The organism is Burkholderia sp. AU18528 (assembly GCF_002223215.2).
GTDB classification, from domain to species: domain Bacteria; phylum Pseudomonadota; class Gammaproteobacteria; order Burkholderiales; family Burkholderiaceae; genus Burkholderia; species Burkholderia semiarida.
The window spans coordinates 676,717-691,528 of record NZ_NKFC02000004.1; the positions used below are offsets into that span (position 1 = coordinate 676,717).

The 14,812-nt window shown below is 68.0% G+C and carries 13 protein-coding genes; 5 read left to right on the forward strand and 8 right to left on the reverse strand.

What is annotated here, in order from left to right:
* Positions 1-244: 244 nt before the first annotated feature.
* From CFB52_RS05915 to CFB52_RS05930, 4 genes are all read right to left on the reverse strand, one after another.
* Positions 245-1,069 carry an IclR family transcriptional regulator gene (locus tag CFB52_RS05915; protein WP_059573946.1) on the reverse strand — a complete coding sequence of 275 codons (825 nt, stop codon included), beginning with the start codon at positions 1,067-1,069 and terminating at the stop codon, positions 245-247.
* Positions 1,070-1,722: 653 nt separating this feature from the next.
* Positions 1,723-3,678, reverse strand: a complete 1,956-nt coding sequence (locus CFB52_RS05920) for a PhoX family phosphatase (protein WP_099316231.1) — start codon at positions 3,676-3,678, stop codon at positions 1,723-1,725.
* A 190-nt stretch (positions 3,679-3,868) separates the two neighbouring features.
* A complete protein-coding gene (locus tag CFB52_RS05925; protein WP_060313379.1) occupies positions 3,869-5,062 on the reverse strand; it encodes an ammonium transporter in 1,194 nt (397 codons plus the stop codon).
* 254 nt (positions 5,063-5,316) lie between these two features.
* The gene (locus CFB52_RS05930) at positions 5,317-5,652 is read right to left on the reverse strand and encodes a hypothetical protein (protein ID WP_099316232.1); all 336 of its coding nucleotides are present in this window, start codon (positions 5,650-5,652) and stop codon (positions 5,317-5,319) included.
* 197 nt (positions 5,653-5,849) lie between these two features.
* Here CFB52_RS05930 and CFB52_RS05935 point away from each other — a divergent pair, with 197 nt between their 5' ends.
* From CFB52_RS05935 to CFB52_RS05950, 4 genes are all read left to right on the forward strand, one after another.
* Positions 5,850-6,278, forward strand: coding sequence for a hypothetical protein (locus CFB52_RS05935; protein WP_059573942.1), 429 nt, complete (start codon positions 5,850-5,852; stop codon positions 6,276-6,278).
* 90 nt (positions 6,279-6,368) lie between these two features.
* A complete protein-coding gene (locus tag CFB52_RS05940; protein WP_059573941.1) occupies positions 6,369-6,824 on the forward strand; it encodes an Rrf2 family transcriptional regulator in 456 nt (151 codons plus the stop codon).
* A gap of 132 nt (positions 6,825-6,956) precedes the next feature.
* A complete protein-coding gene (locus CFB52_RS05945) occupies positions 6,957-7,598 on the forward strand; it encodes an NAD(P)-dependent oxidoreductase (RefSeq protein ID WP_059644071.1) in 642 nt (213 codons plus the stop codon).
* A 238-nt stretch (positions 7,599-7,836) separates the two neighbouring features.
* Positions 7,837-8,307 carry an Lrp/AsnC family transcriptional regulator gene (locus CFB52_RS05950; protein WP_099316233.1) on the forward strand — a complete coding sequence of 157 codons (471 nt, stop codon included), beginning with the start codon at positions 7,837-7,839 and terminating at the stop codon, positions 8,305-8,307.
* 30 nt (positions 8,308-8,337) lie between these two features.
* Here the strand turns inward: CFB52_RS05950 and CFB52_RS05955 are convergent, their stop codons facing one another.
* The 3 genes from CFB52_RS05955 to CFB52_RS05965 are packed head-to-tail and all read right to left on the reverse strand — an operon-like array spanning position 8,338 to position 11,843.
* Positions 8,338-9,111: an ABC transporter ATP-binding protein gene (locus CFB52_RS05955; protein ID WP_059644073.1), complete on the reverse strand. Its 774-nt coding sequence runs from the start codon at positions 9,109-9,111 to the stop codon at positions 8,338-8,340.
* Positions 9,112-9,115: 4 nt separating this feature from the next.
* Complete coding sequence (locus CFB52_RS05960; protein WP_060011461.1) at positions 9,116-10,810, reverse strand: iron ABC transporter permease; 1,695 nt, start codon at positions 10,808-10,810, stop codon at positions 9,116-9,118.
* Positions 10,800-11,843 (reverse strand): Fe(3+) ABC transporter substrate-binding protein, encoded by a 1,044-nt coding sequence (locus CFB52_RS05965; protein WP_060011463.1) that lies wholly within the window; start codon positions 11,841-11,843, stop codon positions 10,800-10,802. Before CFB52_RS05965 ends, CFB52_RS05960 begins: the two co-directional genes overlap by 11 nt.
* Before the next feature lie 243 nt (positions 11,844-12,086).
* On the opposite strand from CFB52_RS05965, the gene CFB52_RS05970 reads away from it, so the two are divergent.
* Positions 12,087-12,248, forward strand: coding sequence for a hypothetical protein (locus tag CFB52_RS05970; RefSeq protein WP_006476417.1), 162 nt, complete (start codon positions 12,087-12,089; stop codon positions 12,246-12,248).
* Positions 12,249-12,455: 207 nt separating this feature from the next.
* Here the strand turns inward: CFB52_RS05970 and CFB52_RS05980 are convergent, their stop codons facing one another.
* Positions 12,456-14,747, reverse strand: a complete 2,292-nt coding sequence (locus tag CFB52_RS05980; protein ID WP_099316234.1) for an FUSC family membrane protein — start codon at positions 14,745-14,747, stop codon at positions 12,456-12,458.
* Positions 14,748-14,812 lie beyond the last annotated feature (65 nt).

Here is a 14,812-nt window from a genome sequence, read left to right on the forward strand (position 1 = left end):
CAGGAAGACGGCGCGGCGGGCCGGAAATCGGACTGCTCGGCTGCGCGTGGGCGTGCGGAAGACGCGACGGGGCGGCCCGGCTCGGTCCGGGGCCCCGCCGATCCGCCCGGGAAAGAGCGGTGCGCACCGCGAGTGCGGCGCGACGATGGGCATGATCCTACGTGCCGTCCCCGTTACAGTCCAGCGGTCTATCTTTCAACGGGTTACGGTCGTTACAGAACGCGACACGGCGATGACGAAACGATTACACGCCGACGCGCCGGGCCGGCGCGCCGCCGATCTCGCGCGTGATTTTCGCGATGCATTCCTGCAGCGCGGGCACGACGTGTTCCCGCAGCCATTCGGGCGGACACTGGTGCGACGCGCCGCCGCAATTCACCGAATAGCGCTGACCCGACGGGCCGACGAAACCGGCCGCGACCGCGTTCAGCCCCTCGCGCCATTCGCCGATCGCGATCGCGTGGCCGTCGCGCATCGCTTCGTCGAGCGCGGGCGTCAGGCGGGCGGACACGTGCGGCCAGTCGTCGCCGGCGGTGGTGCGCAGCGACTCGAGCAGCAGGCGGCGCTCGTCGTCCTCGAGCGCGGCCAGATACGCGCGGCCCACGGCCGTGCGCGCGATGTCCATCCGCGAGCCGATCTCGAGGCGCGTGACGAGCACGGCCGAGCGCGGGCGGATCACGTCGATCGCGACCATGTCGAGCCGGTCGCGCACCGCGAGGTGCACGGACAGCGACGTGCGTTCGGCCAGTTCGATCATGAACGGCCGCGAACGCGCGCGGATGTCGAAGTTGCGCAGGAAGCCGTGGCTCAGTTCGAGCACCGACGCGGTGAGCACGAAGCGCTCGCTGTCGGGCAACTGAAACAGGAAGCCGGCGCTGACGAGCGTCGCGGTGATGCGCGAGACGGTCGGCTTCGGGATGCCGGTCAATTCGGTCAGCTCGCGGTTGCTGACGGGCGCGTCGGCAGCCGCGATGCGGCGCAGCACGGCGAGGCCGCGGGCGAGGGCGGTGATCTCGTCGGGCGACGATTCACGGTCCCGCGACGCGGGAGAGGTTACAGGTGTCGACACGAGGGATTCTCTCTAATTCCGAAACTCGATTTCAATTTTGTTGGTATTGTAGGACTATTGTCAAAGGATGCATGTTCCGCGGGAGAACCGGTCATTGGATGAGATTTTACGGGTTCACCCTTGGTTTATTAGGAAAACGCTCAAATGAGCGTTGCCGGAAAGTGCATGAGCCGGTGCAAATACCGCTTGACTTGTCGGGCGGAAACGGAAAGAATGTCTCACGTTTTCGAAACATCGTTTCAAGAGTTTAACCGGCAACGATGTTTCGCGCAGTCTCTCAGGTTCTAGCACGGCCCTCGGAATGGCTAGAACTTTTTTAGCGCCACGGTCTCCGTGGCGCTTTTTTTTGCCTGTCTTTCCGACCGTCCGCCCGGACGCGTCAGGCCCGTATTATCCTCCGATCGCCGCAAACGCCTGTCCACGGTCGCATCGCGCCCGCCTGCCCGCGCGATGCGCGCCGCGCTCGCGCTCGTTTCACGCAAAAAAAAGCGCGATGCCCGCAGTGGGCATCGCGCATGAAACGGCGTGGAGCGCCGACGAATGAACGGTGATCGAAGAAAGAACGCCCGGTCCGGGAGGCCGGGTCAGGGACGCCCGGTCAGGGACGCCCGGTCAGGGCGCCCTGCAACGCGCAATGTCCCCGCGCGCGACGGTCAGCCCTTCGCGAGCTTGATGCTGGTCTGCTCGGCCGTCAGGTAACCGACGCTGGCGCCGAAGCGGTCCTTGTAGTTCGCGCGCACGAGCGGGTCGAGCGTCGGCTTGACCTTGTCGTGCAGCGGCGATTCCCAGTCGCCCGCGTGCTGGAAATTGCTCATGATGTAGGTCCAGCCGTTGATCTCGTCGACCGCGTGCAGGCCCGTCGATTCGGCGCCGGCCGGGCACGACAGCACGCGTGACAGCGACTTCGTGTCGACGTTGTAGGCCCACAGGAAGTTGTTCACGTGCATGCCCGAATCTTCGCCGATGAAGAGCGTGCGCAGTTTCTCCGAGAACTTCAGGTTGTCGGGGTTCGCGATCTTGTCCGGGTTCGCGAGGTTGCCGAGCGCGTCGGCCGCGGCGAGATCCTCGCCGACGAGCGCGGCCGGCGCGCCCATGTCGACCGGCACCCATTCGCTGTCGATCGCGCCGCCCGTCGTGTCGCGCTGGCCCGCCTTCAGGTTCAGCGCGTAGACGGCGCCCGCGGCGATCTTCTTGTCGAGCGCGACGTCGCGGGACACCGCGTTGCCCTTGACCATCGACGTCTCGATCCGCGACATCGCCGTGTAGACGATCTTGTCCTTCGCGTTCACGGTCGTGCCTTCGAGCTTCGTGAACGCCATGCTGCCGCCGAGCAGCGCCGCGTAGCGGTGCGTCTCGAGGAACGCGGCCGCCTTTTCCATCCCCGGCTTCACGCGCATCCAGTTGAATTTGCCGCCGAAGTGGATCTTCGTGTAGCTCGCATCGTTCGGGTCGACGGTCACCAGGTCCATGATGTCCGACGCCTTCAGCGTGTTCGCGAGCGCTTCGATCTCGCTGCTGGTCGCGTGGCCGATCCTGATCCACGTGAGCGTCGCGGTGCCGGCGCCGGCCGACGACGTCTGCGTCCACTTCGCGACGTACAGCGTGCCGGCCGACAGGTCGGCCGCCTTGTCGGCGACGAACATGAACAGGCCGCCGTTGGTCGCGTCGTCGCCCATCATCACGGTGCGCTGGTCCGGCATTACCTGGATCAGCTCGTGCGAGATGCGGCCGAGGCAGTAGTGCTTCTTCACGGTGCCCGTGCCGTCCGGATTCACGGTGATCTCGGGCAGGTGACCGTAGTGATAGGGGTTCGCCTTCGTCTCGTCGCCGAACGTGTTCTTGCTGAACGCCTTGAACTGCGCGTCGGTCGCGGCCTTCGTCGCGTCCGGCTCGTATTCCTCGCTCGACAGGTGCGTGCCCCACGGCGACAGGCTCGCGCCGCACGTGATCCACAGGCCGTGTGCGCTCGACGTGTCGACGTTGTGATACTTCACGAGCTTCAGCGCGCCGGTGGCCGGGTCCTGGTCGAGCGTGAGCACGGCGATCGGCGACGGCAGCTGGCCGTACTGCGACGCGCTCGCCTGGTCGCGCGTCGTGTATTCGAACTGCACGACCGCGAACACCGTGTTGCCCTTCACGCCGGGCACGTTCGCGTTCTTCAGCGTCAGCAGCGAGCTGCCGTCCGGGCAGTCGGAATAGAACTGGCGCTCCTTGCCGGCCACCGAGCGATCGATGATCGGCTGGTTGTTGATGTCGTAGTAGCCGCCCGCGAGCGTCGTGCCGCCCTTGCCGTCCGGCACCATGTCGCCCGTCACGAAGAACGGCTTGTACGCGAGCTTGAAGTTGCGCGACGAGCCGTCCGAGAACGACACCGACAGCGTCGAGCCGACCGTCGTCGTCGCCATCGCGGCCGCGTTGTCGAGCGTCGGCGCGGCCATCGCCGAGAAGGCCGCCGACGTATAGGCGGCGACCGGCGTCGACGCGGGATCGTCGTCGCCGCCGCAACCCGTCAGCAGGGCCGGCAGCGCGAGGCCGGAAAGGGGAAGCATCGGCGCGCCGGCGAGGATCTTCAGGGCCTGACGACGGGAAGCATTGGGCAACGCGGGCATGTGGAGTCCAGTTTCGGTTGTTGGAAACATGGCCTTCGCGATGCAGGCGTACGGCAAGCAACGCGAAGGCAAATTGAAAACTGGACGGAAGTGTAGGGACGCTAGATGAAAGTTTTTTGAATCGAGAACGTAATGATGTGTCGGGCGTCCGTCAGGTGAACGGACGAACGCCGGTCGCAAGCGTTTGCGCTCAGTCGCGCTCGGGCGTGGCCGAGATGCGGTGGATCGACAGGTCGGCGCCGTCGAATTCCGCTTCGCGATCGAGACGCAGGCCGACGGTCGCCTTCAGCGCGCCGTAGACGAGCGTGCCGCCCGCGGTCGCGATCGCGATGCCGCCGAGCGTGCCGACGAGCTGCGACAGGAACGACACGCCGCCGAGCCCGCCGAGCGCGGGCAGCCCGAACACGCCGGCCGCGAGGCCGCCGAGCGCGCCGCACATCCCGTGCAGCGGCCAGACGCCGAGCACGTCGTCGATGCGCCAGCGGTTCTGCACGCAGGTGAACATCGCGACGAACAGCGCACCGGCCGCGGCGCCCGTGACCAGCGCGCCGATCGGGTGCATCACGTCGGAGCCCGCGCAGACCGCGACGAGGCCCGCGAGCGGCCCGTTGTACGTGAAGCCCGGGTCGTTGCGGCCGGCCACCCACGCCGCGAGCGTGCCGCCGACCATCGCCATCAGCGAGTTCACCGCGACGAGGCCGCTGATCTTGTCGAGCGTCTGCGCGCTCATCACGTTGAAGCCGAACCAGCCGACCGCGAGCACCCATGCGCCGAGCGCGAGGAACGGGATGTTCGACGGCGGGTGCGCGGCGATCCGCCCGTCCTTCGCATAGCGGCCGTGGCGCGCGCCGAGCAGCAGCACGGCCGGCAGCGCGACCCAGCCGCCGAACGCATGCACGACGACCGAGCCCGCGAAGTCGTGGAACGGCGCACCGAACGCGTGCGCGAGCCAGGCCTGCACGCCGAAGCGCTCGTTCCACGCGATCCCTTCGAAGAACGGATAGATGAAGCCGACGATGATCAGCGTCGCGACGAGCTGCGGATTGAACTTCGCGCGCTCCGCGATGCCGCCGGACACGATCGCCGGGATCGCCGCGGCGAACGTCAGCAGGAAGAAGAAGCGCACGAGCGCGTAGCCGTTGTGCTGCGACAGCGAACCGATGTCGTCGAAGAATTCGACGCCGTACGCGATCGTGTAGCCGACGAGGAAATACGCGAGCGTCGACACCGAGAAGTCGACCAGGATCTTCACGAGCGCGTTGACCTGGTTCTTCTTGCGGACCGTGCCGAGTTCGAGAAAGGCGAAGCCCGCGTGCATCGCGAGCACCATGACGGCGCCGATCAACAGGAACAGTGTGTCGACGCCGGATTTCAGACCATCCATGCCGTGGCTTCCTTGCGCAAAAAACGGGCGAGGAATGCAAGTATCGAGCCAGGCTGGTGAATGACTGCGTGAAATTGGTGCCCGGGTACCGTGCGATGCGGCATGCCGGTGAATCGTGCACGGGATCGGGGCGTGGCCGCCGGCCGCCAATCGGTTCGCCGGATGCGCGTTTGTGGTGCGATTATGACGAAGTTGGTGCGTACGCCGAATGAAGCGGTGCGCGGCGTGCGCCGCTCACGCACCGATCTGGCGCGTCAGTGGCGCGCGAACAGCACGGGCGGCCGGCGCAGCCGCAGCGCGCACGCCGACCAGTAGAGGGCGACGGCCGACAGCCCGATCGCGGCGACCGCGAGCGCCGCGAAGCCCGCGAGCGACTGGCCGTCGCCATCGGCGCCGAGAATGCCTCGCGCGACGATCAGCGCGGCCGTCCAGAAACCGATCACGGCCTGGGCGAGCAGGCGCGCGGACGCGATGCGGCGCGGGCGCCCCGATTCGGCGAGGCGGCGCGCCGACGGCGCGCGCAGGCAGAGGAACAGGGTGGCGGCGAGCAGCGCGGCCAGGACGATGAACCAATCGATGAGGAAAGCCATGACGAAGAAAAAGGGGGCACGTACGAAGTGAATTGAGGCGTGCCCACTCTAGAGGCGTGGCGCGTTCGATTGAATCAGACGAATCCGAAATTGAAAGGCATTTTTAACAACGGGTCGTCATTGGGCCTGTTCCACAGGCGGTATCATCGACACCGGTCCAACCACGAGGTCGCGCCACGTGCGGCCGGAGATTGCTGATGAACATGAAGACATCGCGGGCGCGTCGCGTGCCCGGGTCCGTGCTGGCGGCCGTGGCCGCCGGTGCGCTGCTGTTGCTCGCGGGCTGCGAGAAGTCCGGTACGTCGACCGCGCAACCCGATACGGCCGCGAGCGCGGCCGCCGATGCCGCCAACAACGCGGCCAAGGCGCTCGACCAGGTGGCGAGCACCGTCAATCAACAGATCAACGCGGCGAAGGCCGGCATCGCGTCCGCGGCGTCGGCCGTGCCGCCGTTGTCCGCGAGCGGCCTCGCGTCGGCTGCGCAGGCGCAGATCGACGCGGCGGCGTCCGCGGTCGTCGCGCATGCGGCTTCCGAAGCGGGCGCGAAGATCGCCGAAGCCGGCAAGAAACTCCAGCAGTGGAGCCAGCAGAGCGCCGCCGGGGCGAAACCCGCGAGCGGCGAATGACGCGGGCTTGCACGATCCGCAAAATGTAATTATCATGGTTACACATGTCGCCGGTTGCGGGTCGGGCCGGCGTCGCCGAGTGAGTCAGGAATGAATACCAGCAGCCGGTTCGCGTTTGCCGTTCACGTGCTTGCCTTGCTGTCGATGCAGGAAGGCGTGCCGTTGTCGTCCGACGTCATCGCGGGCAGCGTGAATACGAATCCGGCGCTGATTCGCCGGCTGCTGTCGATGCTGGCGGCAGCAGGGCTGACCACGTCGCAGCTCGGCGCGGGCGGCGGCGCGCTGCTGGCGCGCGAGCCCGGCGAGATCACGCTGCTCGACGTGTATCGCGCGGTCGACGATGCGCAACTGTTCGCGCTGCACCGCGAGGCGCCGAATCCGGCGTGTCTCGTCGGGCGGCACATCCAGAGCGCGCTGACCGGCTATATCGGCGACGCACAGCGCGCGATGGAAGCGTCGCTCGCCACGCGCACGCTGGTCGACGTGACGACCGACATGCTGGATCGGGAGCAGCGCACGCAGCGGGCGGCGCACGCCGGCGGGTGACCGCGGGCAGGCAGGGCAGGAAGCCGGACGGCGCGTACGCGCGGCGGTCGGCGCAACGGGGGCTTCGCCCCGTTTTTTTCGATCTTATATGTAATTAACTATGTTACATATTTTCTTTTCTGGAGAATCGACATGACGCAACGTTCGTTGAATATCGCGCTGTTCGGCGCCACCGGCATGATCGGCTCGCGCATCGCGGCGGAAGCCGTGCGGCGCGGCCACCGCGTCACCGCGCTGTCGCGCCATCCGGGCGCATCCGGCGACGGCATCACCGCGAAGGCGGCCGACCTGTTCGACGCGGCCAGCATCGCGGCCGCGCTGCCGGGGCATGACGTCGTCGCAAGCGCGTACGGCCCGAAGCAGGAAGATGCGGCGCAGGTCGTTGCGGTCGCGAAGGCGCTGGTCGCCGGCACGCGTCAGGCCGGTTTGAAGCGGCTCGTCGTGGTGGGCGGCGCCGGTTCGCTCGAAGTCGCGCCGGGCAAGCAGCTCGTCGACACCGAAGGTTTCCCCGAAGCGTACAAGGCGGTTGCGCTCGCGCATCGCGACGCGCTCGACTACCTGAAGACGGTTGCGGATCTCGACTGGACCTTCTTCGCGCCGGCCGCGCTGATCGCGCCGGGCGAGCGCACGGGCACGTTCCGCACGGGCGTCGGCAAGCTGATCGTCGACGCGCAAGGCAACAGCAAGATCTCGGCGGAAGACTACGCGGTCGCGTTCGTCGACGCGCTCGAGCAGGACAGCTTCGTGCGTGAGATCGCGACGGTCGCGTATTGAGCGGCGCGACGGCCGGCGGCGACGTGTGAGCGCCGGCCCGCGCGCGGCAGGCAAGCCGCGACGCGCGGCGATGTCAGGCGACGCCACGCTTCGCGGGTGGCGTCGCCTGTTTCGTTTGGCGCGGCGAGCGCGTGGCCGATCGGTATTTACACTGGTCGACGCGCGCGGACACTTTTCATATTGTTCCCCGTTGGGCAGGATGAATAGAATAAATTTCTATCGACGAGGGAATGGAGAAATGGACGCCATCGATCGCAAGCTGCTGGAGCTGCTGCAGACGGATGCCACGCTGCCGATCGCGGAGCTGGCCCAGCGCGTGAACCTGTCGCAGACGCCGTGCTGGAAGCGCGTGCAGCGGCTGAAGGAAACCGGCGCGATTCGCGCGCAGGTCGCGCTGTGCGATGCGCGCAAGCTCGGCGTCGGCACGACCGTGTTCGTCGCGATCCGCACGAACCAGCACACCGAGGAATGGGCGCAGCGCTTCACGCAGGCGGTGCGCGACATGCCGGAAGTGGTCGAGGTCTACCGGATGAGCGGCGAGACCGATTACCTGCTGCGCGTCGTGGTGGCCGGCATCGACGACTACGACCGCGTCTACAAGCAACTGATTCGCACGGTGCCGCTGTTCGACGTCAGTTCGTCGTTCGCGATGGAGCAGATCAAGTATTCGACCGCGCTACCCGTGCGCGATCTGGCCGAGCCCACCTGACGGGCGCGCCGCCGCGCCGGCGGCGCCGCTTCATCGGCCGCGCGCCAGCGCGCGTGCGCGTTCGTCGGCCAGCGCGTCGCGGCGCACGAAATCCGCGACGAACGGGCTGGCCGGATGATGGTGCAGCGCATACGGCGTATCCCATTGCGCAAGCTGGCCGTCCTTCATCACGCCGATCCGGTCGGCGATCGCGAACGCTTCCGCCTGGTTGTGCGTGACGAGGATCGCGGTATGACCCGTGTGCTTCAGGATGTCGCGCAGCTCGAACGCGAGCCGCTCGCGCGTATCGACGTCGAGATTCGAGAACGGCTCGTCGAGCAGCAGCAGTTCCGGCGACGGCGCGAGCGCGCGCGCGAGGGCGACGCGCTGCTGCTGGCCGCCCGACAGTTCGTGCGGATAGGCGTCGCCGGAATCGGCGAGGCCGACGAGGTCGAGCATCTCCGCGACGCGCAGGCGCCGTTCGGCCTTCGGCATGCGCCGCAGGCCGAACGCGACGTTGTCGGCCGCGCTCAGGTGCGGGAACAGCGCGTAATCCTGGAACATCATGCCGATGCGCCGCCGCTCCGGCGGCACGTCGAGCGACGGCGCCGCGACGGGCGTGCCGTCCAGCACGATGCGTCCCATGCGCACGGGCTCGAAGCCGGCGATCGCGCGCAGCACGGTGGTCTTGCCGCAGCCGGACGCGCCGAGCAGGCAGCCGATGTCGCCGCGCGGCAGCGCGAGGCTCAGGCCGTCGACCACGGTGCGGCGGCCGTGCGGCGTGTCGTAGGCGACGCAGAGGTCGTCGAGTTCGAGCAGGTTCACGGTGTCAGGCTCCGATCTTGTGGCGGGTGCGGGCGAGCAGGATCACGGGCACGAGCCCGGCCAGCACGATCGCGAGCGCGGCGACCGCGCCTTCTTCATAGGTGCCGCGCGCGGCTTCCGCATACAGCCAGGTCGCGAGCGTGTCGAAGTTCAGCGGGCGCAGCAGCAGCGTGGCCGGCAATTCCTTCATCGCGTCGACGAACACCAGCAGCGCGCTCGTCGTGAGCGCGGGCCGCAGCAGCGGCAGGTGGACGCGGCGCAGCGTGCCGCCCGCCGTCTCGCCGAGCGAGCGCGCGGCCTGTTCGAGCGACGGCGGAATGCGCGCGAGGCCGGCCTCGATGCCGCCGGCCGGGATCGCGAGGAAACGCACGGTATAGGCGATCACGAGCGCGGTGGCCGAGCCCATCAGCAGCAGCGCGTCGCGGCCGAGCGCCGCGCCGAACAGGCGGTCGGCCGCCGCGAACGGCATCAGCAGGCCGATCGCGAGCACGGTGCCCGGCACCGCGTAGCCGAGGCTCGCGATCCGCGCGCACAGGCGGGCAGGGCCTGCCCGGGCGCTGTCGCGCTGCGCGCGGGCGGCCCACGCGACGACGAGCCCGCACGCGAGCGTCGCGGCGGTGGCGGCGGTCGCGATCGTCAGCGTGTTCGCGAGCCCCGTCATCAATTGCGCGGATACGCCGCCGACGAGGTGCAGCCGCTTGGCCGTTTCGACCGCGAGGTACGCGGCCGGCGCGCCGAAGCCGAGCAGGACCGGCAGCCAGCCGAGCACCGCGGCGGCGAGCGCGGCCGAGCCGGTCAGGCGGCGCGGCGCGATCGGCCGCATGCGCCGGCCGTGCGCGTAGCGCTGGCGGCGGCGTCCGTAGCGTTCCAGCGCGATCATGCCGACGACGATCGCGAGCATCGCCAGCGCGATCTGCGCGGCGCCGGCGAGATCGGAGCGCGTGATCCACGTCGTATAGACGGACACGGTCAGCGTCTGCACGCCGAGAAATTCCGACGCGCCGATATCGTTCAGCGTTTCGAGCAGCGCGAGGCTCACGCCGACCGCGATCGCCGGCCGTGCAAGCGGCACGACGACGCGCCAGAACGTCGCGACGCGGCCGGCGCCGAGCGTGCGCGCGGCTTCGAGCAGGCTCACGGACTGCGTGACGAACATCGCGCGCGTGCTCAGATAGACGTACGGATACAGCACGAAGCCGAGCACGAAGATCGCGCCGGGCAGCGAGCGCAGGTCGGGCAGGCGGAACTGGCGCGGGCTGTCGAAGCCGAGCAGCCAGCGGATCGCGCCTTGCACGGGGCCGATCGGATGCAGCAGGTCGAGATACGCGAACGCGACGATGTAGGTGGGGACCGCGAGCGGCAGCAGCAGCGCCCAGGTCAGGATCCGGCGGCCGGGGAAATCGTACGCGGTGACGAGCCACGCGCAGCCGGTGCCGACGATCGACACGATCGTGCCGACGCCGGCGAGCAGCAGCAGCGTGTTGACGAGCGCCTGCGGCAGTACGAATTCGGCGAGATGCCGCCAGTGCGCGAGATCGGCGTCGAACGCGGCGGCCACGAGCACCGCGAGCGGCGCCGCGACCGCCGCGGCGATCGCCAGCGCCGCGATCAGCCACAGGCTGCCCGCGCGCGGCCACAGGCGCGCACGCGGACCGCGCGGCTCGCGCACCGCGCGGGCAGGCGATGCGTCAGTTGTCAAAGCCGACCTTGTCGACGAGCTGGCTCGCCTGCTTGCGATGCTTCGCGATATCCGCGAGCGGCAGCGGGTCGACCTTCAGCGTGCCGAAGCTCGCGATCACCGGGTCGAGCTTCACGTTCGCGCGCACCGGGTATTCGTAGTTCGCCTGCGCATACAGCGCCTGCGCTTCGGGCGAGACCAGGTATTCCAGCAGCTTCACCGCATTGGCCTTGTGCGGCGCGTGCTTCGCGACCGTCGCGCCGCTGATGTTCACGTGCGTGCCGCCGCTCTTCGTATTCGCGAACGTCGGACGCACGACCTTGATCGCGTCGCCCCACTTGCGCGCATCGCTGCCGGGTTCCGCATTCTTCATGTGGCCGACGTAGTAGGCGTTCGCGAGGCCGACGTCGCAGATGCCGCCGAGGATGTCGCGTGCGACGTCGCGGTCGCCGCCCGTCGCCTTGCGCGCGAGGTTGGCCTTCACGCCGCGCAGCCACTTTTCGGTCGCGGCTTCGCCGTCATGCGCGATCATCGCCGCGACGAGCGCCGTGTTGTAAGGATGCTGGCCCGACCGGATGCAGACCTTGCCCTTCCATTTCGGATCGGCGAGCTCCTCGTAGCGGAACGCATCGACCTTCAGGTCCTTTTCGACGTACAGCACGCGGTCGCGCAGCGACAGTGCGTACCAGTCGCCGTTCGCGCCGCGCAGGTTCGCGGGAATCGCATCGTCGAGCGCCTTCGAGCGCACCGGCTGCGTGACGCCGCCGTCGACGAGGTCGAGCAGGTTGCCGACGTCGACCGTCATCAGCACGTCGGCCGGCGATTGCGCGCCTTCCGCCTTCACGCGCTCGAGCAGGCCATCCTTCACGAACACCGTGTTGACCTTGACGCCGCTCTGCTTCGTGAACGCGTCGATGAGCGGCTGGATCAGCTTCGGCTCGCGGGTGGTGTACAGGCTCACTTCCTCGGCTGCCTGGGCAAGCGGCGCGAAGGCGGCCGCGGCCAGGACGAGGGCGCCGGCGAGCGGCAGCAGGCGGGTGCGCGGATTCGACATGGAGACTCCGGTGGGGCAGGTGGACGAGGGAGCGTTCCGGGGCGCGCCTGCCGCCCGAGCGACCCGGAACATTACAAAGTGAAAGATTCTGGATTCTAAATCGAAATGGGAATGATTACCAAACGAAAGCTTGCGGAAAGCAGGGGAGAAGCCGGGGACGGAGGCCGGCGAACGGGGCGGCCCGGCGCGGGCGCAAGCGCGTAGAATGCCCGCTTCGAGGAATTTGACGGAGCAGCACCGACCATGAACGATCAGCGCAAGAAGAACCCTGTCCGCAATGTGAGCATCCTGATCGTCGTGGCCGTGCTGCTCGTGATCGGGACGATCCTGTACAACGCGATTTCGCAGAAGCACGCGTACGACGAGGCCCATCCGGCCGAGGCCGCGAGCGCGGCGTCGCACTGACGTGCCGGTGCGCGGCCCGCTCGGGTCGCGCGCGCGGCAGGCGAACGGCGTCGATTCGCGGCTTCCGGTGCGACGGGCGCCGTGCGGAACCGGGTCAGCGGAAGGCGCGCCGAAACCGGCGCGCCGTATCGACAGGTCGGCCGTGCGTCAACGTGACGCGGGCGCGAATTTCGGGCGGATCCGCGCGTAGAACACGGACATCCGCGCTCAGGCGGGCAGCCGGATCACGCTCGCGTCCTTGCGGATCAGCAGCGACGACGCGAGCATCTGCTTGCACTGGTGCGCGAGCACCTTCAGGTCGTGCGTGAGCTCGGCGCCGACCGCATCGGATTTTTCCGCGGACACGACCATCGCATCGAGATCGCGCGTGATCTGCTTCGATGCTTCGAGCTGGTCAGCCGGCGGCGGCTCGCCGGCTTCGGCCTTCTCGAGATTGTCGAGCACGGCGGCCAGGCCGCGCTGCAGCGCGTCGTCGTGGACGAGCCCGCCGTCGGCCGCGCACGCGCTGCGGATCAGCGGCGCCGCCGCCGTGATCTGCGCGCCGAGCACGTGCGTCTGCACGAGCAGGTCGTTCAGTTCGGGCACGAAGCGCTGGTGCGCCTTCGGCTCGATCATCATCCGCTGGAACGCCTGCCCGAGGTTCGCGAACGCGATGTGCACGTCCTTGCGGGCGAGCCGGTAGCGGTAGTCGTCGTCGAGGCTGGCCGCCGGAGATTCGATCGCCGCGGCGACGCCCGCGACGACGGCGGCACCGTCGGCGGCTGGCACCGTCGGCGGCGACATGCCGCGCCCGGCGCGCCACACGGCCTCGAAATACTTGCGGGTGGAGCTCAGCATGTCGGTGACGAGCTTGCCCATCAGCCGGTATTCCCAGTACGGGAACAGCCGGCTCGCGGCGATCGCGATCATGCAGCCCACCACCGTGTCGATCGCGCGCTCGCCGATGATCCGCATGCTGCCCGGCGCGAGCAGGTGGAACATCAGCAGCACGTACGACGACGTGAACACGACACTCGCCGCATAGTTGAACAGCAGCAGGCTGTAGCTCATCACCATCGACCCGAACATGATCGCGATCAGCAGGTGCGTGTCCTTCACCGTGTAGATCAGCGCGACGCTCGCCGCGCAGCCGATCAGCGTCCCGACGATACGCGCCGCGTTGCGCTGCTTGGTCAGCGAGTAGCCGGGCTTCAGGATGATGATGGTCGTCATCACGATCCAGTATGCATTGGTGAGCGGCAGCAGGCGCCCGATCCAGAAGCCGACCGCGACGGCGATCGTCACGCGCAGCGCGTGGCGAAAGCTCGGCGAACGCATGTTCAGGTTCGAGAAGATCAGCAGCGGCGACAGGCGGCGGCGCTGCAGGAAGCGCGTGAGCGCCTTGTCGATCTTCAGTTCGGTTTGCTGCGGATCGGCGCGGCCCGACAGGTTGCGGCGCATCCGGTCGATCAGGCGCGTCGCGCTCCAGATGCGCCGGAACGTCGCGACCACGGCCGCATAGGCTTCCGCGTGGGTGGCCGCGAAGTTCTTCTTGCGCATCAGCTCGATCTCGTACTCGATCGCGCGCAGCTCGGCCTTCACGCTGATGTGCGAATGCGGCGCGCGGTTTTCGAGCACCGCGAGGCCGACCTCCTCGAGATCGGCCGCGGCCTTGCGGATCAGGTCGCGGTAGAAGATGATCAGGTCCGTTCCGCCGAACGTGTTGCGCACGAGCGGGTAGTCGGTGTGCGCGCCGACGAACAGCTCGTGCAGATCGACGCTGTTGATGAACAGGTTGTACATCGTCGTGCGGCCGGGATCGAGCTTGCCGCGCCGCAGCTTCGGCAGGTTGCGCAGCACGATGTCGCGCGCGGTTTCCTGCGTTTCGACCGCGGTGATCTGCCGGGCGACGAGATTGCGGTAGCACTCGTCGAGATCGGCGTCGAGATCGTAGAACTGCGCGCGCGCGAGCAGGTAGTCGGCGCAGGCGAACAGGCTTTCGGCCAGCGCCTGCTGCTCGATCCGGCGCGCCTGCCACTGCGACACGAGCGTGGCCCAGTACGTGTACCAGAGGCCGCCCGCGAGAATCCAGCCGGCGTTGACGAACGCCTGCAGCGGCGTGAACTTCTCCTCGAGCGTCATCACCATCATGAACAGCGTCGCGAAGCTGATCTGCGGCCAGCGGTTGCCGTAGACGACGATCAGCGACAGCACGAACGTGAGCGGCACGATCGTGAGCCACAGCGCGAAGATGTTCGGTGTCGCGAGGCCGGTGGCGAGCGCCGCCAGGAAACCGATCACGCTGCACGCGAGCATTTCGTTGTGCTTGTACTTGAGCGGGCCCGGCATGTCGACGACGCACGCGCCGAGCGCGCCCGTCGAGATCGTGAAGCCGAGCTCGCGGTTGTGAAACACGATCAGGCACAACACGGCCGGCAGCGACACGCCGACCGCGATGCGCAGGCCGCCGAAAAAGTACTGGCTGTAGAAAAACTTTCTGATTTCGACCGAATAGCGCATCGATGGGCTGAATGGCAGACGAAGACGCCCGGGGGCGGCGTATTGACTGGCGACGAGTCTATCGT

Bases quoted from the DNA above. Each gene is read 5' to 3' on its own strand.
- CFB52_RS05945 (WP_059644071.1), top strand. From the start codon at position 6,957: ATGACGCAACGTTCGTTGAATATCGCGCTGTTCGGCGCCACCGGCATG.
- CFB52_RS05935 (WP_059573942.1), top strand. From the start codon at position 5,850: ATGAACATGAAGACATCGCGGGCGCGTCGCGTGCCCGGGTCCGTGCTG.
- CFB52_RS05965 (WP_060011463.1), bottom strand. From the start codon at position 11,843: ATGTCGAATCCGCGCACCCGCCTGCTGCCGCTCGCCGGCGCCCTCGTC.
- CFB52_RS05950 (WP_099316233.1), top strand. From the start codon at position 7,837: ATGGACGCCATCGATCGCAAGCTGCTGGAGCTGCTGCAGACGGATGCC.
- CFB52_RS05980 (WP_099316234.1), bottom strand. From the start codon at position 14,747: ATGCGCTATTCGGTCGAAATCAGAAAGTTTTTCTACAGCCAGTACTTT.
- CFB52_RS05940 (WP_059573941.1), top strand. From the start codon at position 6,369: ATGAATACCAGCAGCCGGTTCGCGTTTGCCGTTCACGTGCTTGCCTTG.
- CFB52_RS05930 (WP_099316232.1), bottom strand. From the start codon at position 5,652: ATGGCTTTCCTCATCGATTGGTTCATCGTCCTGGCCGCGCTGCTCGCC.
- CFB52_RS05925 (WP_060313379.1), bottom strand. From the start codon at position 5,062: ATGGATGGTCTGAAATCCGGCGTCGACACACTGTTCCTGTTGATCGGC.
- CFB52_RS05920 (WP_099316231.1), bottom strand. From the start codon at position 3,678: ATGCCCGCGTTGCCCAATGCTTCCCGTCGTCAGGCCCTGAAGATCCTC.
- CFB52_RS05970 (WP_006476417.1), top strand. From the start codon at position 12,087: ATGAACGATCAGCGCAAGAAGAACCCTGTCCGCAATGTGAGCATCCTG.